16 protein-coding genes and 2 pseudogenes are annotated in these 20,322 nt (G+C 57.5%); 13 read left to right on the top strand and 5 right to left on the bottom strand.

The window, feature by feature from the left end:
- The first annotated feature begins 353 nt into the window (after positions 1–353).
- On the top strand, positions 354–1,526 hold the full coding sequence (locus FXB40_RS49270; RefSeq protein WP_246207892.1) for an ATP synthase subunit B family protein: 1,173 nt from the start codon (positions 354–356) through the stop codon (positions 1,524–1,526).
- A gap of 379 nt (positions 1,527–1,905) precedes the next feature.
- Here the strand turns inward: FXB40_RS49270 and FXB40_RS24305 are convergent, their stop codons facing one another.
- The 3 genes and pseudogenes from FXB40_RS24305 to FXB40_RS24300 all read right to left on the bottom strand — a co-directional run bounded on the left by FXB40_RS24305 (position 1,906) and on the right by FXB40_RS24300 (position 6,051).
- On the bottom strand, positions 1,906–3,357 hold the full coding sequence (locus FXB40_RS24305; protein ID WP_246207890.1) for a RiPP maturation radical SAM C-methyltransferase: 1,452 nt from the start codon (positions 3,355–3,357) through the stop codon (positions 1,906–1,908).
- Positions 3,260–3,880 carry a RiPP maturation radical SAM C-methyltransferase gene (locus FXB40_RS49265; protein WP_246207888.1) on the bottom strand — a complete coding sequence of 207 codons (621 nt, stop codon included), beginning with the start codon at positions 3,878–3,880 and terminating at the stop codon, positions 3,260–3,262. The genes FXB40_RS24305 and FXB40_RS49265 overlap by 98 nt, the downstream gene beginning before the upstream one ends.
- A gap of 633 nt (positions 3,881–4,513) precedes the next feature.
- A pseudogene (locus tag FXB40_RS24300) lies at positions 4,514–6,051 on the bottom strand (radical SAM family RiPP maturation amino acid epimerase).
- A gap of 137 nt (positions 6,052–6,188) precedes the next feature.
- Between FXB40_RS24300 and FXB40_RS48075 the strand changes: the two are divergent.
- Positions 6,189–6,491 (top strand): hypothetical protein, encoded by a 303-nt coding sequence (locus FXB40_RS48075; RefSeq protein ID WP_187437108.1) that lies wholly within the window; start codon positions 6,189–6,191, stop codon positions 6,489–6,491.
- A gap of 1,139 nt (positions 6,492–7,630) precedes the next feature.
- Here FXB40_RS48075 and FXB40_RS48070 read toward each other — a convergent pair.
- Both FXB40_RS48070 and aepX read right to left on the bottom strand, forming a co-directional pair.
- Positions 7,631–7,936 carry a hypothetical protein gene (locus FXB40_RS48070; protein WP_187437107.1) on the bottom strand — a complete coding sequence of 102 codons (306 nt, stop codon included), beginning with the start codon at positions 7,934–7,936 and terminating at the stop codon, positions 7,631–7,633.
- A 666-nt stretch (positions 7,937–8,602) separates the two neighbouring features.
- Positions 8,603–9,532 (bottom strand): phosphoenolpyruvate mutase, encoded by a 930-nt coding sequence (gene aepX / locus FXB40_RS24285; protein WP_148774710.1) that lies wholly within the window; start codon positions 9,530–9,532, stop codon positions 8,603–8,605.
- A 116-nt stretch (positions 9,533–9,648) separates the two neighbouring features.
- Between aepX and FXB40_RS49260 the strand changes: the two are divergent.
- From FXB40_RS49260 to FXB40_RS24230, 11 genes and pseudogenes are all read left to right on the top strand, one after another.
- A pseudogene (locus FXB40_RS49260) lies at positions 9,649–9,904 on the top strand (transposase); the annotation flags it as partial.
- Between the two features lie 1,127 nt (positions 9,905–11,031).
- Complete coding sequence (locus tag FXB40_RS24275) at positions 11,032–12,237, top strand: pyridoxal phosphate-dependent aminotransferase (protein ID WP_148774709.1); 1,206 nt, start codon at positions 11,032–11,034, stop codon at positions 12,235–12,237.
- A gap of 24 nt (positions 12,238–12,261) precedes the next feature.
- Positions 12,262–13,038, top strand: a complete 777-nt coding sequence (locus FXB40_RS24270) for a phosphocholine cytidylyltransferase family protein (RefSeq protein ID WP_148774708.1) — start codon at positions 12,262–12,264, stop codon at positions 13,036–13,038.
- Complete coding sequence (locus FXB40_RS24265; RefSeq protein WP_148774707.1) at positions 13,035–13,661, top strand: CDP-alcohol phosphatidyltransferase family protein; 627 nt, start codon at positions 13,035–13,037, stop codon at positions 13,659–13,661. Before FXB40_RS24270 ends, FXB40_RS24265 begins: the two co-directional genes overlap by 4 nt.
- 42 nt (positions 13,662–13,703) lie before the next feature.
- Positions 13,704–14,867, top strand: coding sequence for an aminotransferase-like domain-containing protein (locus FXB40_RS24260; RefSeq protein WP_187437106.1), 1,164 nt, complete (start codon positions 13,704–13,706; stop codon positions 14,865–14,867).
- Positions 14,864–15,382, top strand: coding sequence for a GNAT family N-acetyltransferase (locus FXB40_RS50425; protein ID WP_148774705.1), 519 nt, complete (start codon positions 14,864–14,866; stop codon positions 15,380–15,382). Before FXB40_RS24260 ends, FXB40_RS50425 begins: the two co-directional genes overlap by 4 nt.
- A gap of 114 nt (positions 15,383–15,496) precedes the next feature.
- Complete coding sequence (locus FXB40_RS24250; RefSeq protein ID WP_187437105.1) at positions 15,497–16,324, top strand: class I SAM-dependent methyltransferase; 828 nt, start codon at positions 15,497–15,499, stop codon at positions 16,322–16,324.
- Positions 16,325–16,348: 24 nt separating this feature from the next.
- Positions 16,349–17,353, top strand: a complete 1,005-nt coding sequence (locus FXB40_RS24245) for a succinylglutamate desuccinylase/aspartoacylase family protein (RefSeq protein WP_148774703.1) — start codon at positions 16,349–16,351, stop codon at positions 17,351–17,353.
- 197 nt (positions 17,354–17,550) lie between these two features.
- Entirely contained in the window at positions 17,551–19,011 is a 1,461-nt protein-coding gene (locus FXB40_RS24240; RefSeq protein WP_148774702.1) for a hypothetical protein, read from the top strand.
- Positions 18,983–19,300, top strand: coding sequence for a hypothetical protein (locus FXB40_RS24235; RefSeq protein WP_148774701.1), 318 nt, complete (start codon positions 18,983–18,985; stop codon positions 19,298–19,300). Before FXB40_RS24240 ends, FXB40_RS24235 begins: the two co-directional genes overlap by 29 nt.
- A gap of 246 nt (positions 19,301–19,546) precedes the next feature.
- Positions 19,547–20,308, top strand: coding sequence for a class I SAM-dependent methyltransferase (locus tag FXB40_RS24230; protein ID WP_148774700.1), 762 nt, complete (start codon positions 19,547–19,549; stop codon positions 20,306–20,308).
- Positions 20,309–20,322: the final 14 nt, after the last annotated feature.

Raw genomic sequence — 20,322 nt, 5'->3', positions numbered from 1 at the left:
GACACTCGATGCCTCTGGCATGTCCGATGCCAATAAGCACCTGTAAGAAAGAAACGATGATGAATCATCTCCAGCAGCTCCAATACTTGGATGATGACCTTCGATGAGTGCCGACGCTTGACAGCGCTCCCTCCACCATCTGCTGCAGGCGGGGCCAAGGCTGCACTCGATGGCTACGAGTACCAACTCGCCGTCTCGGTGTTGGCGGCTCTGCGGTTGATGTTGATCACCAAATCGGCGACGAGGATCACGCTCGAACCCGCCAACGAGGAAGATCTGGAGTCGGAGCTCGACCAACGACGCCTGGCCGTGTCCAACCTAGCGCGAACGTCGCAGACGGCTACAAACTCGTCGTGCAGGTGAAGCTGCGCAACAGCGGTCCCTGGTCAATCACCGACTTCGACGCGTTGCTCAAACACGGTACCACCCGTCGGCCGGCCAAACACCACCTCGACGATCCCGGCACGCGCTATCTGCTGATTACCAATGCCGACGCCACCGGCGTGGCCCGCGACCTGCTGGTCCGCGGCTTGGAGGAATGGCCGGAAGAGCGGATTTTCCCGGCCAGCCTGTCAGGGACCCGACCCCATGGACCGGAGGGGCGGATCGGCATCTGGGGCGTTCTCACCGAGCGTCTCTTGGACTTGGAGATTAACGACATCCTCGGCTCCCTACTGCGGTTGCCCCAGAGCCGACGAACCGAATGCCGCGCGCGATTGCGCGACGAAGCTCTGCTGCGAATGCGCGGAACGAGCCCGGGCGTATGGACGCGCGAGGACTTGCTGAGCCTGATCCGCGGCTGTGGCGGCTATACGATGATCTCTAAGGATCTGCTCGGCTGCGCGACGTCGCGGAACAAAGGCACATGCGACAACCGCCTGAATATCAGGCGAGACGCTCTCGAAGCCTCGGTGCTCAGTGGCCTCCGGACGCACTTGATGGAGCCCGATCTATTCAAGGAATTCTGCGACGAGTTCACCCGCGAGGTTAATCGGTTGCGGATTGAGCGTGGAGCGGGCCTCGCTGCCATGCGAGACGAGCTCCCGCGCATCGAACGCGAACTGGGAAAGCTGCTGGCTGCTATTAAGGCTGGCGGTCCGATCGAAGCCATCGTCGAGGACATGAAGCGGCTCGAGGCCCGAAGGGCGGTACTGAAGGACCAGCTTGCGAATGCGGAAGAGCCGCCACCCCTCCTACATCCGAACATGGCGGAGATCTACCGTCAGCGGATCGCGGCGTTCTATGAGAGCCTGCAGAACGAGGATGGGAAGACCGAGGCGGCGGAAGTCTTTCGCACGTTGGTTGATCAGGTGTGCCCGACAAGGCTGAACTGGCGATCGTCCTGCGGGGCGACCTGGCCTCGATCCTGCGGTTCGCCGCAAACAAGAAAAACCCCGACGTCCTTTCGGAGGCCGGGGTTTTGGTTGCCTTGCTTTCGCAAGAATCGTTGGTTGCGGGGACACGCAACACCCGATTCCGGCGAAATGGAACGGGTGTTCTCGAAATCGGGATCTCGCAAGAAATGATGGTCGTGGGGGCTCGTATTACCCGGTTTTTGCGATTGGTGGAAACAGTCATTCCGCGATTGGCTGCCTAGACCATTGCCTTCAAAGGTGGAAGTCACACGTTCGCATCGTGTTTGGTGCGCCACATCGTTACAAAACTGGCACTCCAAAAACTGTCGATCGGCGTTCAAATTTGGCTCGGACACGCTTGGCAAACACGTTGTGCAAGCGCATTCCCTCCTTGAGCTCTTCCGGCGCTCACTGTTCGCCGTGCTGCCAGTCCGCAGGAACATAGAGACAAAACTTCCAAAAGCTCGAAATCTCCGCTCCGCCATACTTGGCATCTTGTCGTGCGCCCCAGAAGAAGCGTCTCCCTCCGAGGTGCCCCCCGCAGTTTTCCTCATTCACGCGAGGTACCCAATGGCGCGGCACGTCGGTCGAAATAGCCTCCAGGGAACGCAGTCATCGGAGGGATTGGCGTATATGGATGCCAGAGCGCGAGCCCAACCAGCCGCGCGTCCAGCCGCACAATCAATTTGCGAGCGATCATGTCAGCTATCGCAGCCTCAATCTCGGCCTGCATTACATTCGTCCCGCTGAGCTGTTCGCGCAGGCGGGTTTCAGGCGAGCCTTCGTCCGCAGCCAGAAGAATTTCCCGCGCGAGGCCCCTGACCCGGTGTTCGCGCTCGACTGCAATGGCTCGCGTATCCTCGACTATGATCTCGTCGCCGCTGTCCCGCATCGACAGCATAGACAACTTCGGCTCGTACCAGGCTTTCAGCCAGGCATCGATACCCTTGGCGACAGCGCTTAGCCCCGGGCGGCGATTAGCGCTGCCCGCCGCGAAATGACCGCCGACATCATCGTCTTCACTGTCTTCGAAGTAGTAAACCTGATCCGCCAGATCGCGCTCCGACAACGGATAGACGTAGCGATAGGAGACGGCCGGGCGCAGCTTCAATCCATGTTTCTCGGCTGTGTAGTGATAGGGGCTGTAGCGCTGGTACCGCAAACGCACCGCAGGTCCCGGCTGTAGATGATGCAGCAGCGGTAGCAAAGGAGCCATTTCCGCATACCATGCGTCGCTCTCGCCGGGGAAGCCCCACAGCAAACTCCAACTGACCCGCACACCGTTCTGACGGCACCACTTCAAGAGTTGGACATTATGCGCTGAGCTCGTTCCTTTGCGCATCAGCTTCAAAACACGGGTATCCAGGCTCTCAATACCCGGTTGGATCCAGCGGACGCCGGCGGCAGCCAGCTTCTCCACTTCGTGGCGCTTCAGGTTGGCTTTGACCTCAAAGAAGATCGCGAGCTTCTCGGGTAGCGCGGTGAGGCGAGGCAGCGCCTTTTTAAGGTAGTCAGTGGCCAGAATATTGTCCACCGCTTCGATCCGCGACGAACCATAGCGCGCCGACATCTCAATCATCTCCTCTGCGGCCTGCCTCGCGGGTTTCTGGCGATAGGTCATCGATCCGCCGTTCAGCCCACAAAACGTGCAGTGGCTCCGCTCGCCCCACCAGCAGCCTCGAGAGAACTCCATCGGCAGCCCGGCATGGATGCGGTCGGCGTAGAGCGACGCGTTGAGCTCGGCAAAATAGTCCGAGAAATCGGGCAGCGGCAGGTCACCCATGTTCTCGATCACTGCGCGGGGCACTAAGTCGCGCGTCGACGCAGCGGGATAACCGGCCTCGCGATGCGCCGGACCGAAAACGCCAAATGGCAGGTCAGCAGGCGGAATGTCTCTGCCGCGATTAAGGATGTCCCAACACAGCGGGCCGATCAGTAAGTCGGCCTCGCCCGACACGACATAGTCGACCCATGGGAAACGCATGTGAGTGCTCCGCCCCATTACCGACTCGCAGTTTGCGCCCCCCATGAGAGTGACAAGATCCGGTGAACTCGCTCAGTCGGCGCAGCAACGCGAGCGAGGGAACATGCTGGGTGAAGGTCGAGCTGCACCCGACCATGGCCGGCCGCTGCTCCAATATCTTGTCAGCCGTCCAATCAATAAACCCGCCGATGAGCGAGCGCAGCCTGAGGAGATTCGCGCGACGCTCGGCCAAAGAGTTGCCTGCGTGTATCGGGTTGCGTTCGAAATAAAGGTCCAGGAAGGCGCTTTCTTCAGGCTCGAAGTCGGGAAAAGCAACGCCCGCGAACAGCCAATCAACCAGCGCCTCCTCTGGCGGGCAACTCTCAAGAGGCCCATAGTCGGCAATGCCTATGTATTCCAAAAACCAGATGTTGGGATATGCTATCGTGGCTTGCAGGCCAGCCTGGGTCAGTGCTGACTTCAGCAGACCAAGCGCCAACGACGGTCTTTCGACTGCCGACATAGGCATGTTGACTAAGACGATTGGCACATCGATACTCATGTGATGCCACATTATTTGTGGTAGGCTAGGCGCCTTCGCCCGGCCACAGCGTCATGCGCTGGACGGCAATGCGAACTTCTGCGCGGCGCCGTGATTGGAGCCGTGAACATGAAGTCAACTAATTCAGCGAATGCCCTAGGCGGCGCGCTTCGAGCCATGTTTCCGTGTCACGTTCGTTGCCTGGAGACTGGAAAGCATGAACGCGCTAGTCCAGCGGAGGGTGCTAGAGCCGAGCCGTGAATGAGCCGACACACCGCTTCGCTCCCGACATTAAGCGGCGCCACGCCAAGGATCAGGTCGGATCGAGCCGTTCTTGACGAAGAGCGTGCAGCGTTCCAGTCGTACTCGCCGATGTGCAAAAAAAGAGGACTTGGCTCGAAGCCGCGAGCGCGGAAGTCCTTCGGTCGCGTCCAGCGCGGAGCAACCAAAGCCCATCCGGCGGAGCTCAGGCAGGTGGTAGACCGAATGAGTTCGAGCTGCCTAGGAGAGCCCGGCACGCCAAGAACAGGTTCTGCGGTCACGTCGATTCCGCGCGCCATGAAGCCGCGGACGGTGGATGCGAAACGGCTTGCCACCCCAGTCCACACTGCGAGATGGTAAGATGCCGCAGCTCCTCCATACTGACGTAGTACCTCAGTGCGAATCGGCATGATCTACGTCCGTGCGGGAGCCTGCGTAATTGGCAGCTTCGATGCGGCTCGTCGCCCAATTGCTGGTCTGCCAGGCGAAGCGGTCGTCGAGGTCGTCTTCGATTACCCCGGCCGCGTACAACCGATCGAGCAAGTCAGCGACTGCAAGTACGCTCGTTCCGTCAGTCGTGACCCGCATAACCAGCTCCGACGCTGTGCAGTTACCGAACGCGATGAGATCGCCAACGGAAATCGGAGCGACGTCGTCGGGCACCCGGTGTTCCATGTTGCGGGCGCGGAGCTGGAAGTACCGGTTCCCTGCTTTGTATTGCAGGTCTCTGCGGAAGCGGATCGGCAGGTGGGGGCTGGGCTCTCGAGCATATACTGGTCGATCATGCTCTGCAGACCCTCCCGGAACTCGTCAGGCGTCCTGAAGAAACGTTCACCCAAGATGCGGTAACCGAGAGGCCAGCGTTCGCTCCCCGGTACCGGCGTCACCAGTTGCAAACGTCCCTGCTGCATATTTACGAGGAAGCCGGAAACACACGCGATCGTGGTATGGTCGCGTTCCAGCAACGCGATTGCATCGTCTTTGATGGCGGACCTGAGCTTCCCCTTCCCCTTCCGCTCGCGCGCGCGTCCGGCGAAAGCCTTTGCGGTCGGCGCCTCCTTGCCCTGCAGGATGAGTTCGACCCCTAGCAGCTCCTCTGGCGAAAACGTCATATGAATCTGATTGAGATGTGCTTTGCTCAGCACGGAGAAACGATTCGGCGTGGTGCCATACAGGTTGAACAGTCTGAGCACGCGTCTGGTGAGTGCCTGATCTTTGAGCGGCGCAGCGGTCGTTGTCTGCGGCAATGCGCCCGTGATCCGATAGTAGTCGAACAGAAAGCGATCGTAGTGTGGGTTGTCCATAGGATCTGTAGCCCAGTAGCAGAAGCCAGTACGGGCTGCCGAACCAAACACCTCGCGCGCGACGCCAACTACGCCACGCCAACGCTCTGCCTGCTCTTTGCTGTAGTCGTAATAGCCTTTGAACCGGCCGGCAGAGAGGCCACAGAACCAGCAACCAACGGTGCAGCCTTCGCTCAACTCGAAGGCGATGATCGGGTACGTGACCGATAGCGATGATGCGCCCAATTCGTCGTTGCAGCGCCGGATTTGGCGCTCGCGCCAGGCATGGAAACGAGGGTTAATCGTCGACATTTCGCCTTCGTCGCGCAGGAGGTCGCGATGGCGCAACATCTTGCGCAGATGCTCGTCCCACATCGTAGCCAGCGGCCACTGGGCAGACTCCGGCTTGAAGCGGTATTTTTGGTAGTCTCCGTGCCAGAGCGGCAACATTTCCATTGGGTCAACTTCGATGCCGTAGCGCTCTGTTACCTTACGAGGGGCGTCGACGTTCTCCGAAAGCGCCTTGCGGAACTCCACGTCACCGGCTAACCGCTCCGTGAAGCGCTTGACGTGCGACAGGGTGCGCAGTTGCTCGGGGGTGCGACGGACAAAACTCTGTCGGTAGTGTTCGGTGGCAGCGCGCGTCATCACGTTACGGATAAACCTTGAAGCAGCATCTTATAAGCCTAATGGCAATGATCTCACCCCGGACGAGGCCTGCTTTCATGTTCTCGTCGCACTTCTCGTCTCCTTGAGCACGAGCCAATGCGGTCAGAGCGAAAGGCATGTCAGGCCACGACCGCAACAACAACAACCAGAACAACAGCGACGGGCTCGACTGCCGAGGCGAAGTTAAAGTGCGCTTCCGCGACCTGTACGCCGCTCGTGGGCACCTCCGCAGCGGACCTGGCCAACCCGGCGGCCTGCACAACGCCGCTCGAGATCGCAACACTCGAATCAAGGTTGGCGCCGGCAGTCGCATCGAGCTGCTTACTAATCAACTCCTGTCGACTTCGACACCGGATGTAACTCTTCGCTTCATCAAGAGTAAAATTGTAGCCGTGACTTTTTCCGACCGCTACAATTGATGCAAGACCTGTAGCACTCGGTTTTGCGTTTTCGAGCAGATTGCCCGTTTTCCCTAGATCGTTGACAAATCGCTCTATCTCAGTTCCCGACACAGCCAGTCTCCACGTCTTCGCTTAATGTTGCCAAACTATGCACGATGCCTTCGCGGGCGATCGACGCCGACAGCGCGAACAAAGCAAGCAACGCGCCAGACTGACAATTGCTGATTTTTCGCTTTGTCTGACGTCGTCAACACGACAACATTGGTTTGAAACCGACAACCGGCCCACGATGCGGGACAAGATTTTGTTGTCGGTCTCTAATAAAGTCGTCCGTTCTTTAATCGCGGGCAACAGCAAACCGAGCGGCCCAGTGCAGGGCGACGGCATGCAGGACGCGGCATCAACCCGGGCTATGGCTTTACGCGCCAGCGCAGAGGACATTCGGGTGGCACCTCCCGTTACTGATCGCTTGACCAAACCGACTCAAAACAGAATCCAGCAATCTCTTGAGGTTGCTGGGCTCTTTCGATTGATTTGGTGGCGGGGCCCGAAACGAACGCCAGATCAAAGACCCTCGTTTGTGGTTTCCGTGCTTCCGGGAGCCCAGTGATAATCGGTTCCGAGGGGGCGGACGAAGGTTCTCACCACGGTTTGTTCACGATCATTCACTTGAAGCCGAACCAATTCAGCGCAACGGCCCTGGTCTGAGTCAGGCGTGGATGGACTGATCATTGAAGCGCTCTGATCGCGGGACTTGTCGATGCTAATGCTGACTAGCACCCTGCCCAACAGGTGGCGCGTTACCGCGTCGGCCGCCGCCGGCTTGGCATGATAGAACCCTAAGGTCGGGCTGCGCGCCACCTGCCCTCTTATACAACTCAGACGGCGAGCTGATCGTCTCCGAGCTCTCGTCGCGGTTCAGGCGCTCGTGCACTGCCCTGCTGGCCTTGTGACCCGAAAGCTCTTTTGCTCGATTTGCACGTACTGCAGGTCTTCCATCTTTTGCGGATGCCGTTGCGGTCAAGCGCCGGAATTCGTTCCTTATTGATGGGATTCCATATCGAGAGGTTCATGTTCTTGATTTCCTCGGTAGGGACATCCGAAATCAGGCAATTGTTCGGATCGCCGGTAACCCGCCCCAAGTGTAGTGTCATGCATCATCCAGGCATGACCGCTCTATCCGCGCGAAGATCGAGTTCGACACCGTGGAAACCGTGCTGAAGCGCGTTGTCGGCCGCTGAAATGGTGTTTTCGAGAATGCCCTTGGAATTAACAAATAGACCGCGGTGCGGCAGTATTTGCTTCCGATGCGGATCGATGTCGCGGGTCTTGGCTTCGGGGCCGGTCAGGAAGAGATCCTTCCCGTAACCGGAGGTGTCGATTTCGGACTTTGCGTCGCCAAGAGCGGGCCTATCCAGACCAAAGCTGGATTTCCAAGGGCCTTGTTGCCGGCCAGCAGCCACTCGGTGATTGTCTTATTGACGGTGCCATCGACGGGATCGTTCGGATCATTGGAGCCAAATGTTTGGATTGTCTCGCCACATGCGGGAACCGGTAGAGAGATGGCTTTAGCGCCCGGCTGCACCCGGCCGATTTGGGTTTGCAAGCCAGCCTTCCGCTCGTCTCCCGCGTTCGCATCGGTGACACTGCCAGCCGCAGTTGAGGCGACAACCATGGTCCCAATCAACCCTAGCCGGGTCAGTTGCTTGCGCCAGCGGCGCATACTGAAAGCGAACACGTTGCGAACGGCGCCGCCACGCAGATCTGTCACGTTGGCGGCGGTGCCCGAAGAGTTGAGCAGAACCGTCCGTTGCCTTAACATGAGCGCTCTCTGTCGGTCTCAAATGTCGCTTGTGGTTGCTGTTGCGGTGTGGAGTCTACGAGCCTTCTTGACGAGGACGACGGATCACCCTCCGCGTTGGCGCCTCTTCAAGAGAGAAATGAGCCCCGTAGATCTGCAGAATGTTCGGATCAGCCGCGCAAGAGCTGTCTATGGCGCATCCAATTTTGGGAGGGAACGCCTGTGCTTCGCTGAACAATGCGGTGGAGCGTAACAGTAAGGCGGCCGATTGAATGCCGGTGGTCCTTCGAGAGCGAGTTTGTTGCGTGTAAATGTGAGATCATTGCCCTCAGTCAAGAGGGTGAAGATAGCGCGCGTCCGCGCGGGCAAGTTCGTCATACCTCAAAAGCTCGAAGACCTCGTCGAGCGTCGCAATATTGGGCTCGATACCGGCAACGCCTTCTTCGGCAATGATACGACGGCAGATCTGCTGCATTGCCGCTATTGCAGCTCGCACTGAGTGGTTGGCCCAGATCACTGTTGAGATGCGGGCATTACGATACGCAGAGACTGGTGTTCGATAGTATGTCGTTGGCACGATCACGACGGGCAATCGGCTTTGCCAGGTGCGCGTGAAGGAAAGAACCTCGTCCGCGGTGCTCTTTCGCGAGTGAATGAGGATCGCATCCGCACCCGCGTCTGCGTAAGCGTGAGCGCGTAGAATGGCTTCGTCCATTCCATGCCCCGCGATCAACGCCTCGATCCGGGCCACGAGGACCAAGTCTTCCGCGACTGTATCCTTAACTGCCCGCAGGCGGCCGGAGAATTCGTGGATATCGGCGAGGGGATGACGATCGCCAATGAGCGAGTTCATCTTCGGAAAGCAGCTGTCCTCCAGCGCAACGCCCGCAGCGCCTCGTTGACGGAGCTTGCGGGCAAGGAGGCGTGCATTGTTGAAATTCCCGAAGCCGCCATCGCCGTCAACCAGAACAGGAAGTTTGCTCGAGTCCACGATCCGCTCGACTGCATCGACAAGTTGGCACCATGACGCTTCGTTGACATCACGATACCCAAGAGAGGAGGCAATTGAAAGACCGGACGCCCAGAGACCTTTGAACCCTGCGCGCTCGGCGATCGCAGCGGAGAGGCCGTCATGCGCTTCCATGAGGAAGGAGAGTTCAAGATTGGAGCACACCTGTGCACGCAGCACTTCTGCGGGCGAGGATGTGGTGCATCGATCAGGACCGTTGGCGAGTACAGATTGTGGTTTACTTTTCATGCCGAACACCTCAGGAGCGACGGTTGAGGAGCCCGACTGAGCAGCCCAACCTTCAATCGGCAATCACTCGGCTTTTCTGACATCTAGATCAATTAGCAGGCTTGATAGTTGACGGGGCGTTCCTCGCCCGTCCGGTCGAGGGCGATGGCCCTCTCTGTGGATCGACGCCACCTACGTGAAGGTGCGCCAGTAGGAGCGCAATGTCTCGGTCGCGGGGATCGTCGCGATCATCGTGCAGGATGGTCGGCCGGAAATCCCCGGCATGGATGTCGGCCCATCCGCGGATAGCGTTCCTGCGCAGGCTCGCCAGGCGAGGTCTGCGCGGCCTCAAGCTAGTGAGTCTCGGACGCCCACGAGGGCATCAAGGCCGCCGCCAAGTGCTGAACGCCACGTGACAGCGCTGCCGAGTGGAGGTTGTTGAAACGAGTTCGCGCGGACTGATTCCGTTTTCCTTGTGATTGCGGTCGGAGTGGCGCCACACGCTGAAGGAACAGGATCAGTTAGAGCTGTTCGTCACCTCCTCGCTTCGCAAGCAAATCCCCGACGACCTGTGGCGGTTCGGGTCGATCGCGTACTCTATTCTTCTTGGCTACACCACGAAGTCTCACTGTTATTTGTTCGGCGATGGCCGGGCGATTATCCGGAAGTCGCTGTAGGGTTGATGCTCGCTGCGCTGTCACTGGGCATCGTCGACGATCGGAGGCTCAAGTCAATGTCGCCATCCGATGGTTCGTCGGCTAAGGACCGCATGACGCTCTTCCCGACCACTCCAGCTTGATACGCATCCGCGAGCGGTGGGGTGCAGTGCGCCACCGCATGATCTTCAAGCGGGGCGGGCGGGGCCCGTCTCAAGGCGAAGATCGCGACCGCCGAGGTCCTTCACATCGATGCATCGCTTATCCGCACCACTCTGAGCTCAATAAGCATCGTCGGTGGCGCGGGCGGCACTCTCAGGATCGGACGGCGGCATGTTTCAACCGCCTTGTGCATCGACATGCTTGCAAATGATAGAAGCCATCGCCAAGGGCCACTCGAGACGTGCTCGACTCCGAGCACCGTAGAGCCGCAACTCTCGTCTCAATTCTAACGACTTACGTTTGCGCTCGGGTCAACTACCAACGCTAGTATTTGATCTACTGATGGGAGCAAGCTATTTGACGGATGAGCATCGGGCTACGCAAACATCAGCTGCGAGGAGTTCAGCATGCAAACTCACTCACAATCTGTTCTGGCCGACGGCCGCGATCGACGCGTTGGCTCCTCGGTTCCAAAATACTGTGTGCTCAGGTCTGCTCCAACCGCGCCCCTCCTTGTAAGTGCATGAAGGGCACCTTGGCGCGATGAAGAGGTCGCCGGTGTCAATAAACGCTTAAGCCCCATTTGGCTACGACGCGGTTGTCAAACGGGAAGAGTGATATCCGCCGAGGCAGATCGCATCCGGCGGCGAAGCGGTTGCGATCACCTTAACAAACTCGACAATCGATGCAGGAGGAGCGCACATGTTGGCGCAACGGATGTCTTTGCTGTCAGGTTCGGGCACCGCCGCCGCCCGTGAGGCGGCTAAGATAGCTGCCGCGACCGGCCGTCAGATCATCGATCTGGCCGCCGGCGAAGTCATCATCGAGCCACCATCATCCGTGCGCGAAGGAGCGATTGCCGCCATCAATGCCGGGGCGAACCGGTATACCGATTCGATCGGCCTGACGCCGCTGCGCGGCGCTGTCGCCGCAAAGCTGTCTGCGGAAACAGGCATCGGCTGGAATACGGATAACATCGCTATCACTGCGGGTGCAAAGCAGGGCCTGCTCGACGTTGCCTTGGCCGTGTTCAATCCTGGAGATGAGGTCATCATCATTCGCCCCTGCTGGCCGACATTCCCGTCCCAGGTTCTTCTCGCTGGCGCAAAGCCCGTGTTCGTTGATGTTCGCCCTCCGACATATACTCCTGATATTGTCGCAATTCGCGCCGCTGTCACCCCGCGCACGAAAGCCGTTATCATTAACTCGCCGAACAATCCGACCGGCGCAGTCTATGATCGAACGACTCTACAAGCTATCGGCGATCTCGCGATCAACTATCAGCTCTGGATCGTTTCCGACGAAAGCTACTCCAGCTTCGTATTCACCGGTTCGCGCCATGAGTCGATCGTCATGGCGCATCCCGGCGTCCGTTCAAGGACAATCCTGGTCAACGCCTTCTCAAAAGAGCTGGCGATCACCGGTTGGCGCCTGGGTTACTTCGCAGCTCCTCCAGAGATCGTTTCCGCGGCCAAGAAGCTGCAGAGCCATACGACCTCGAATGCCAATGTAATCGCACAGCACGCCATCCTGCATCACCTTCAAGTCGGCGACGGCAGTTTTGAACGAAAGATGCATGAGCGTCTGTCCGACGCTCGTAACAATGGTCTTCGCATCCTCTCTGGCCTGCAGGACGTAAGCTCGCCGGGCGCCGACGGCTCGTTCTTCTTCTATCTCGATCTCAGTAGGCTTGTCTCAGCTTTGCCAGCCGGCGGCCACCTTCGATCCACCGACGACATTGCACGATTGCTCCTGGAGGAAGCCGATGTGGGAACCGTTGCCGGCGGTACCTTTGGCGACGTGAATGGCCTGCGTCTCTGCTTCGGTGCTCCGCCAGACCTGCTGGAGACGGGACTGAAACGCGTCGTCGAGACCCTGAACAGCCTCAAGACCAGGCAACCAGCCTGAAGCTTGCCAGAAGGACGTTTGAAAATGCTCAATGGTACGCGGGCGGTGATCCTTGCCGCAGGAATGGGCTCGAGGCTGCGCCCCTACACGGAATTTGTTCCGAAACCTTTGGTGAAGGTGAACGGAACTTCGATGCTGCACAACGCGCTGCATCAGTTGTCTGAGCTCGGGGCTCGCGAAGTAACCATCGTCGTGGGTTATCGCGAGGAAGCCATCGAACAGTCCTGTGGCCATCGATTCGAGGATGTCGACATCGAATATATCCACAATCCCATCTTCGATCGGACCGGCAGCGCCTATTCCCTATGGCTAGCGCGAAACACAATGCTTGCCAGCGACACCGTCTTTCTCGAAGGCGATGTGTTCTTTGAGCGCGAAGTCCTCGAAAGAACACTTCGAACGGTCTCATCTACCAAGCAGAGCGTGGCGGCTGTGGCGGCGTTCAACGCAGCAATGAGTGGCTCCGCCGTCGAGCTGGCTGACGATGGTTCTGTCGTCACGTTCGTCATGAACCAGACGCCCGTCGAGGCCCGGGCCAGGGGTCTCTTCAAGACCATCAACCTGACGCGCTTTTCCGCAGAAGCCTCGCGCGAACAGCTGGTGCCAGCATTGCACCAGGCTGTGGAAAGCGGGCATCGTACGGTCTATGTTGAGCAGGTCCTCGCACGGCTTGTCGAGCAGCGAGAGCTGCAGCTTTCAGCGGCGGATTGCAGCGATACCCGCTGGTTCGAAATCGATAGCAAAGATGATCTGCGCCTAGCGGAGAAGATTTTCGCGCCGTCGACGGGAGCAAGGCGATGATCGGGTATCTCCGTGACTACGCAAATGCCATCACCGCCCTCGCCTATCTGTTTGCCGTTATTGGGCTGTTCCTGGCCTTAAACGGCAAGATAGAGCTCGGCGTTGCGGCAATGCTCTGGACCTGGTTTTTGGATCATTGGGACGGGCATGTTGCCCGCAAGACGAGCCATCTTCGCCGTCGAGGTGTGCCGGAGTTCGGAAAGAGCTTTGATGGATTTGCCGACTTCTTTCATGGAGTCGTGTTCCCGGCTGCAGTGATCATCCTTATCAGTCAAGGAACTGCCCTGTCGCTCGTCGCGAGCGTGCTTCTCGTTTTAGCGGGTGCCATCAGGCTCAGCTATTTCGAGAACGTGGGTCTTACTGCCGACGCTCGGTTCACGGGCATCCCCGTTTCGTACGATACGCCACTTCTTGGGATGCTCCTCCTTTCACGGTCGCACTTTCCTGGCGACCTCTTTCCGACCGCCGTGGCGATCGCTTTCATCATTCTTGCAGTGCTTCATGTCACAACTGAGATTCGGGTTCCGGCTATTCGGGGGATCGCAGTCCCAATCGCCACCGCCTTCGCGATCGCGGGCTCTATCAGTTTGGTGATGATCTCCCGATCTGGCCTTCAGCACTAGGATCAGCGGCCAATTCATAAGGTTATGACTAGCGAGAGCGAAATGAACGATCTGACTAAGCTTGGACAAGCGCAGCCCTTATCACCCAAAGTGATACCGATCGATTTTGGTCGGAATTTTCCACCTCCCAGCTCCGTGGTTCAACGCGCTTTGACGGACACGTTTGCCGCCCTTGGACGTGCAAATATCGCGGATGCCATTCGCTTTCCGCGCTTCATAGGAACTGTGGGCGACCGAGACGCGGGAGCAACGTGGCTTAGTCGGCGGCTTGGTCAGAAGCCGAGCGTAGAGCGTGTCGTACTCGCAAACGGCTCGCAGAGCATACTGGCGATGTTAATGGCCCGGTTCGTCAAAGCCGGCGGTGTCCTTCTAACGGAAGAGCTGACCTATCCAGCAATCAAGCCACTTACGGCGATATTCGGTATCGAGCTTCACGCTGTGTCAATGGATGTTGAAGGGATCGATCCGGAGAGTCTTGAGAAGGCCTGCGTTGAGCTGGGCGAGAATGCTCGGGCCCTCTATTGCATGCCCACACTGCATAACCCAACATCTGCAACAATGTCTGAGGCAAGACGCTCAGACATTGCGACGGTGGCTCGTCGACACGATCTTTGGCTCTTTGAAGATGATATATATGGCGTGCTGCCGGAAGAGGCGCCTCCTCCACTTTCTCTCTATGCGCCCGAGCGCAGCTGGTACATTTTGGGACTAAGCAAATCCCTCGCCGCGCAGCTTCGGGTGGCGTATGTCGTAGGTCCCAACTCGGACATCTCGCAAAATGTCTTTTGGCCTGGAGTGCGGACCACGAATTGGATGGTCGCACCGCTGGTGGCAGAGGTCGCATCGTATTGGCTCGCAAATGGGATCGGCTCAGAAATACTGCGATCGGTGCGAACGGAGACCCTGAGGCGCCGGGCCTTGGCTGCGTCGATCCTTCCGCGGATGCAGCTATCTCCAAGCGCATTCAACTATCATCTTTGGATCAACTTGCCTGAGGCATGGCAGCTTGACGCTTTTGTTAAGGCGGCCCTCGATGCTGGAGTGGTTGTTGGACCGGGCGATTCCTTCGCCGTTAACAATCAACAGGGCGACCGCAAATTTCGGCTCGGTCTAGGCGCGCCGTCGGATCAGGATGAACTTGTTCGAGGGTTGAAGGCAATTGCATCTCTCATGGATGCGCCTGCGGATCGGGAGTTGAACCAATGAAGGGCCAGGTAACGCAAGCTCACGTAACAAGTCAGTTCCCCACCAGCGATACTGATCTGCACGTTTGTCTCATTTCCGAAGAAGGAGGCTTTGACCTCCGGACTTCGGAATTGGCACCTGCACCTCCGAAACCAGTGCCGGCCTATCTTGACGCCAAGGCCCTATTTCACGTCGGCGCCTACTGTGGATCGGTCCTGGCGTCCGTCGGTACGTTTACTCTCGAAGACATGGATTCGGATCAAGGAAGTCAGTCATCCGGGCGCAGTTGGAGAATTCGTGGAATGGCAACGGCAAGAGATTTTCGTCGCCTTGGGTTTGCCAGTGCCGTACTCGACCATGGTCTACGTGAAATCCGTAAGCGTGGTGGGCTCCTGGTATGGTGCAACGGGCGAACAACGGCCCGCTGGTTTTACCGACATCATGGGTTCGAACAGATTGGTGGCGAGAGGCAGGTGCCGGGCCTTCAACCCCATTACCGCTTCAAAAGAGCTATAGGACAGCCGCATCATTCTTAAGCGATGAAGCTAACGACGGGCGCGCCGGGCTGCCTTGGACTCTACCCAGCTGCCCGTCCAACACCCTCATTGGCTCGGTGTGGAACCGAACGAAAACGTCTTTGGAGAACTCTCATGCCGGCACAGATTTCAGCGAACTCCGTTGGATGGGAACATTATCAGACACTTGGTGAGCACTACGACAAGGAGCGACCGGGATATCCTATTTGCGCAGTTCGTGAGATTGCGTCCGGGGCTTCGTCTTTGCGTCCCTCTTCCAGCCGAATAGTCGACGTGGGCTGCGGGACGGGTATCTTCACCCGAATGTTAGCCGATGCTCTCGACGGATCCTTTGAAGTGCTTGGTCTGGAGCCCAGTTCGATAATGATTGAGCGCGCTATTAAAGCAAGAAAGACCGGTCAGCCAGTTCGGTTCGTCCAATCTCTGGCCGAGCAACTTCCGTTCGGCGATCGAACCGTTGGCGTTATAACGGCTGCTGGTGCCGCACAACTTTTCGACCGGATGCTCTTCTACGCAGAAGCGCACCGCGTCCTGGTAGATAATGGTCTCCTCGCGATATTGCAGAACAAGCGCTGCCACGAGATCGGCTTCTTCCAGTCCTTCGAGTTATTCCTCGAGAAGTTTGTTCCCGGCTATCGAACAGGCACATACGCGGATGCTGGGGGCGGACATTCGGTCTCCGACTTCGAGGCTGAACTTGCCTCAGATGATCGATTTTCAAACGTCATGGTCCAGAGATGGGATTGGCCAAGAACGTTTACTACCGAGAGCTTTGAGGCATTCGCTTTGTCAACAATCCAACTCAAAATGGCGCGGACGACGCACGGTAACGACCTCATCAAGGAGCTACGGTCAATCTTGTCGGACCATTGTGACGCAGTTGGCACCATTGATGTGACCTACAGTACCGAACTCACAACTGCAGTACGGACCGTGCAGTAATTATATTCCGTATGCGGAGACACCATGCAGCCGTCAAGAATCTGGTCCGAAATCGACTTTCAGAAAGAAGGCAAGGCTACCGGCTATCTTCGCGTACCGATCTCGACCAATGCCTCAGCATACGGATGGATCCCAGTTCCGGTTGCGAGCATCAAGAATCGCTCTGGCCCTCGGGTCTTATTGATTGCAGGTAGCCACGGCGATGAGTGGGAAGGCCAGATCATGCTCATAAAGCTGATCCAGTCGCTGCAGGCACAGGATATTCAGGGGCATTTGATAATCCTCCCCGGTGCGAATGCGCCCGCGGTTGCGGTAGGCCAAAGAGTCTCTCCCTTGGATGATGGAAACCTAAATCGTAGCTTTCCGGGGGATCCAAATGGGACCCCGACGATGATGATCGCCCATTTCATCGAAACGGTCCTATTGCCAGGCTGCGATTTGGTTTGTGACTTTCATTCGGGAGGAAGCTCGCTGGAATACCTGCCTTCTACAGTGATTGTTGCTCCGAAGTCCGCTTCTCAACTCTTGGATCTCCTCCGTGTATTCGGCTTACCTGTTGGGTTCGCAACCGAGGCATCGACAGGCGGAGATCGCAGCTTGACCGGCGCTTGCGATCGCGTGGGGAGCGTCGCTTGTCTTTCGACCGAATTGGGTGGTGGGGGAACCGTTTCACGTAATTTGCTACGCGCTACAGAGGATGGTCTTGCGCGCGTTTTGCATCATATCGGTGTCCTGACCGCTGCCCCGAAGGCGCCCCGTCTTGGTTCCACCCAACTTCTCTATCGCGTTCGACCGAACGACTTTGTCTACTCTCCTGCAAACGGTCTATTCGAGCCGCTTGCAAGTCTTGGAGATACGGTCAGCGATGGTCAGCAGGCGGGGCGCATTCACTTTACTGAAGAACCTTGGCGGAAGTCAGTCACAGTTAACTTCGGGAAGGGTGGCGTCGTTTTGTGCCGGCGTTTTCTGGCGCGGGCAACCCTTGGTGATTGTCTGTTTAATGTCGGGATGACATGGACGCCCGAATAGCGTGATTGAGCTGCGAGATAGGAATTGTCATGACGTTAAGCCCTCAAACTCGGTCCTTAAGCGATCAGCTTCGGTCTAACGAGAAGCAACGCCGTGGTTGGATCTACGACGCGTTGGGCGTCCAGCCGATCGTCAATTGCGCTGGGACGAGGTCGAGTTTTGGTGGCAGCAATCCGATTCCGATAGTTGACCGGGCTATGAAAGCTGCGGGCGAAGCATTCGTCGACATGGATGAACTCGCCGAAGGCGTCGGCAGATACATCGCCCAGCTCACTGGAGCAGAATGGGGCGTGGTGACGGCCGGAAGTGTGGCGGCACTTGCACTGGCGACCGCCGCATGCATCGCTGGCAACGAACCGGTTGCAATGACCCGGTTACCCAAGTCGGGCGGTTTGAAAAAGCGGGTCCTGATTCCGCGTGCGCACCGTTTTCCCTATGAGTCTGCCATAAGCATTGTCGGAGCCGAACTTGTTCCATTCGATAGCCTCGAAGATCTCGCCACGTTAGCCGAATCAGCTTGCATGATCTGCTTGCTCGGAAGGGTGGAGGCGGCTGATGGCAACATGTTCTTGGAAGCGATGCGTGAACGCGTTGGGCATATGCCGATTGTGGTCGATGCAGCTGGACTGTCTCCTGGCAAGCCTGACCCGTGGCTATCCCGAGGCGCAACATTGGCTATCTACTCAGGCGGTAAATATCTGCGCGGCCCACAGTCAACCGGCCTGTTGATCGGATCAGAACAACTGGCACGGGCCGCGTGGGCGAATGGGCCACCGCACCTTTCGTTTGGCCGCGCGATGAAGGTCGGCAAAGAGGAGATCGTTGGCGCCGTCGTTGCCCTCGAGGCCTGGCTTACTCCGTCTTTACGTGCGAACGATGAGCAAAAGTGGCTTCGGCTATTGGGGACGATCGCGTCAAACCTCTCGCCCGATCTATTCCATGTTTCAATACAGCCGCCAAATTGGTCGGCGCTCACGCCTCGCCTGAAGGTGTTTTGGGTCGACGAACGGATAGCCGCGGTCGAAATCGTTGCTCGGATGCTTCATGATTTTCGTATTCAACTTCCGGACTTTTGCTCGAGCGAGAATGTCGTTCTGATCGACCCCTTTAACATCGTCGATGATGAGCAGGCTCACCTGGTTGCTAAATCCCTCGATACCGTACTCCGAAATCTGCAATCCGAGGTCGAGAACGACGCTGTGTCGGCTGGTCCGAAAGCACACGAATCTTTCGCTGGACTCTGGAGTAGTACTTTGACTTTTGCCGGTCGGGTGGAAGAGCATGCCATGGAGCTAACGCAAGAGGGAGCTGCCATTTCTGGTGTCTACCGAGGCGACGTCTTTGACGGTTCGATTACTGGCCGCGCCAATGGCAATGAGCTTAACCTCGTTGCAAAGCACGATACCGACCTAATGGAAATATACTATTGCTTTGAAGGCCACCTCCGGGTGGGCCGCATTGAAGGGATTGCTCAGTTAGGAGCCGCGACGCCGGAGCTAAGAAGTCCGTCGCTTTGCAAGCAGTTCGGCAATGCCCGATGGACTGCAAGACCGTCGAGCGCGGCAAGAGGGTGGCGGCCGCCGCCCATACAACGCGACATCCATCAGGAAATCAAGTGTGGAGGTCCAGATGCGAACGTTCCCGGAGACTGCAAGTGAATACATCCAGCTTGCCGAGCGAGCTGTGGACCGATTTTCGTTGAGCCAAAATATCGACGATCTCTTCACTGCGATTCTGGTCACGGCGCATTCGTTTGATTTCTTTCATCGCGAAAATAAGGGGAGGCCTGCGGAAGAGGCCGACAAGCAAGCTTTCGGCATTGAAAATCCGGATTGGAAGATCATCAGGCAGCTTTGCAATGGGGGCACAAGAGCAAGACTAACCGCTGTCGGAGACCCTAATCTCTGTCCTTCCGCCGAGCGCGCCATTCCAGACCGAACGGTCTGAGTTATTGCTTTTGAAGAGCGCGAACGGGCCCTTGATTTCCTGTGCTCTCGCTTTCTAGAGCGACTTAAGGGACGGCTCTCCACTCGCGTCTCACCGACGACGAAGCGTCTGCTTCACATCTTGATATGATCAGTCACTGACATGAAGGAATCGTACTATGTGGTGGGGTGGCACCTTTCGGCTCTGATGGAGCGGTAATGCGTCGAGTGCACTCGTAGCGCATCAAACGAAACAAAGGAGCCATCGATGCTTTCTGATTTTTATGATGATCTCGCCTTAGTGTACCACTTGCTCTTCGAGGATTGGGACCAAACGATAAAGGAACAGGCCGAATGCCTTAGCCGGCTACTGCCTTCGCCGAAACAGGCGGGCCCGATACTTGACTGCGCTTGTGGTATCGGAACGCAAGCGTTGGGTTTGGCTGCACTCAATTATGACATCTCGGGAAGCGATCTTTCAGCGCTCGCAATCCGCCGCGCTCGCTCCGAAGCGCTGGCGCGCGGATACGACATTGAATTTCGCATTGATGACATGCGGCAGCTGTCCGCGGCGCCGTGCAAGCACTACGGCGCAGTTCTTTGCATGGGAAATTCCATTCCCCATCTGGAGAGTGAGGTCGAGGTCCGCCAAGCGATTGAGAACATGAACAAGAGGCTGACCGACGGCGGTTTGGTCATGCTCAGCATCCGTGACTATGACATAGCTCTTCACGAGAGACAGACATCTACTAAGCCGTCGTTCTTTTCCGACGGCGTAAACCGACGGATACTTCACCATGTCTGGGACTGGGTCGATGATCGATCCTACAAGTTTCACGTCTATCTGACTTTGCAAGACGACGATCAGTGGCGAATTCATCATTTCGTCGGCCACTACCGAGCTCTCCGAACCCATGAACTCGTCCGCCTACTCGATCAATCGGGTTTCAAAAAGATCGATGTTCTTCCGCCGAACCAGACAGGCTACTACCAAACTATTGTGAAGGGAGTTAAGGCAGAAGCAGTTTAATAGCCGATTGAACT

Origin of the sequence: Bradyrhizobium rifense (assembly GCF_008123425.1) — a bacterium.
GTDB lineage: Bacteria > Pseudomonadota > Alphaproteobacteria > Rhizobiales > Xanthobacteraceae > Bradyrhizobium > Bradyrhizobium rifense.
This window is presented reverse-complemented; position numbering and strand designations above follow the sequence as displayed.

Bases quoted from the DNA above. Each gene is read 5' to 3' on its own strand.
- FXB40_RS24305 (WP_246207890.1), bottom strand. From the start codon at position 3,357: ATGGGGCGGAGCACTCACATGCGTTTCCCATGGGTCGACTATGTCGTG.
- FXB40_RS49265 (WP_246207888.1), bottom strand. From the start codon at position 3,880: ATGAGTATCGATGTGCCAATCGTCTTAGTCAACATGCCTATGTCGGCA.
- FXB40_RS48075 (WP_187437108.1), top strand. From the start codon at position 6,189: ATGTCAGGCCACGACCGCAACAACAACAACCAGAACAACAGCGACGGG.
- aepX (WP_148774710.1), bottom strand. From the start codon at position 9,532: ATGAAAAGTAAACCACAATCTGTACTCGCCAACGGTCCTGATCGATGC.
- FXB40_RS24275 (WP_148774709.1), top strand. From the start codon at position 11,032: ATGTTGGCGCAACGGATGTCTTTGCTGTCAGGTTCGGGCACCGCCGCC.
- FXB40_RS24270 (WP_148774708.1), top strand. From the start codon at position 12,262: ATGCTCAATGGTACGCGGGCGGTGATCCTTGCCGCAGGAATGGGCTCG.
- FXB40_RS24265 (WP_148774707.1), top strand. From the start codon at position 13,035: ATGATCGGGTATCTCCGTGACTACGCAAATGCCATCACCGCCCTCGCC.
- FXB40_RS24260 (WP_187437106.1), top strand. From the start codon at position 13,704: ATGAACGATCTGACTAAGCTTGGACAAGCGCAGCCCTTATCACCCAAA.
- FXB40_RS50425 (WP_148774705.1), top strand. From the start codon at position 14,864: ATGAAGGGCCAGGTAACGCAAGCTCACGTAACAAGTCAGTTCCCCACC.
- FXB40_RS24250 (WP_187437105.1), top strand. From the start codon at position 15,497: ATGCCGGCACAGATTTCAGCGAACTCCGTTGGATGGGAACATTATCAG.
- FXB40_RS24245 (WP_148774703.1), top strand. From the start codon at position 16,349: ATGCAGCCGTCAAGAATCTGGTCCGAAATCGACTTTCAGAAAGAAGGC.
- FXB40_RS24240 (WP_148774702.1), top strand. From the start codon at position 17,551: ATGAAAGCTGCGGGCGAAGCATTCGTCGACATGGATGAACTCGCCGAA.
- FXB40_RS24235 (WP_148774701.1), top strand. From the start codon at position 18,983: ATGCGAACGTTCCCGGAGACTGCAAGTGAATACATCCAGCTTGCCGAG.
- FXB40_RS24230 (WP_148774700.1), top strand. From the start codon at position 19,547: ATGCTTTCTGATTTTTATGATGATCTCGCCTTAGTGTACCACTTGCTC.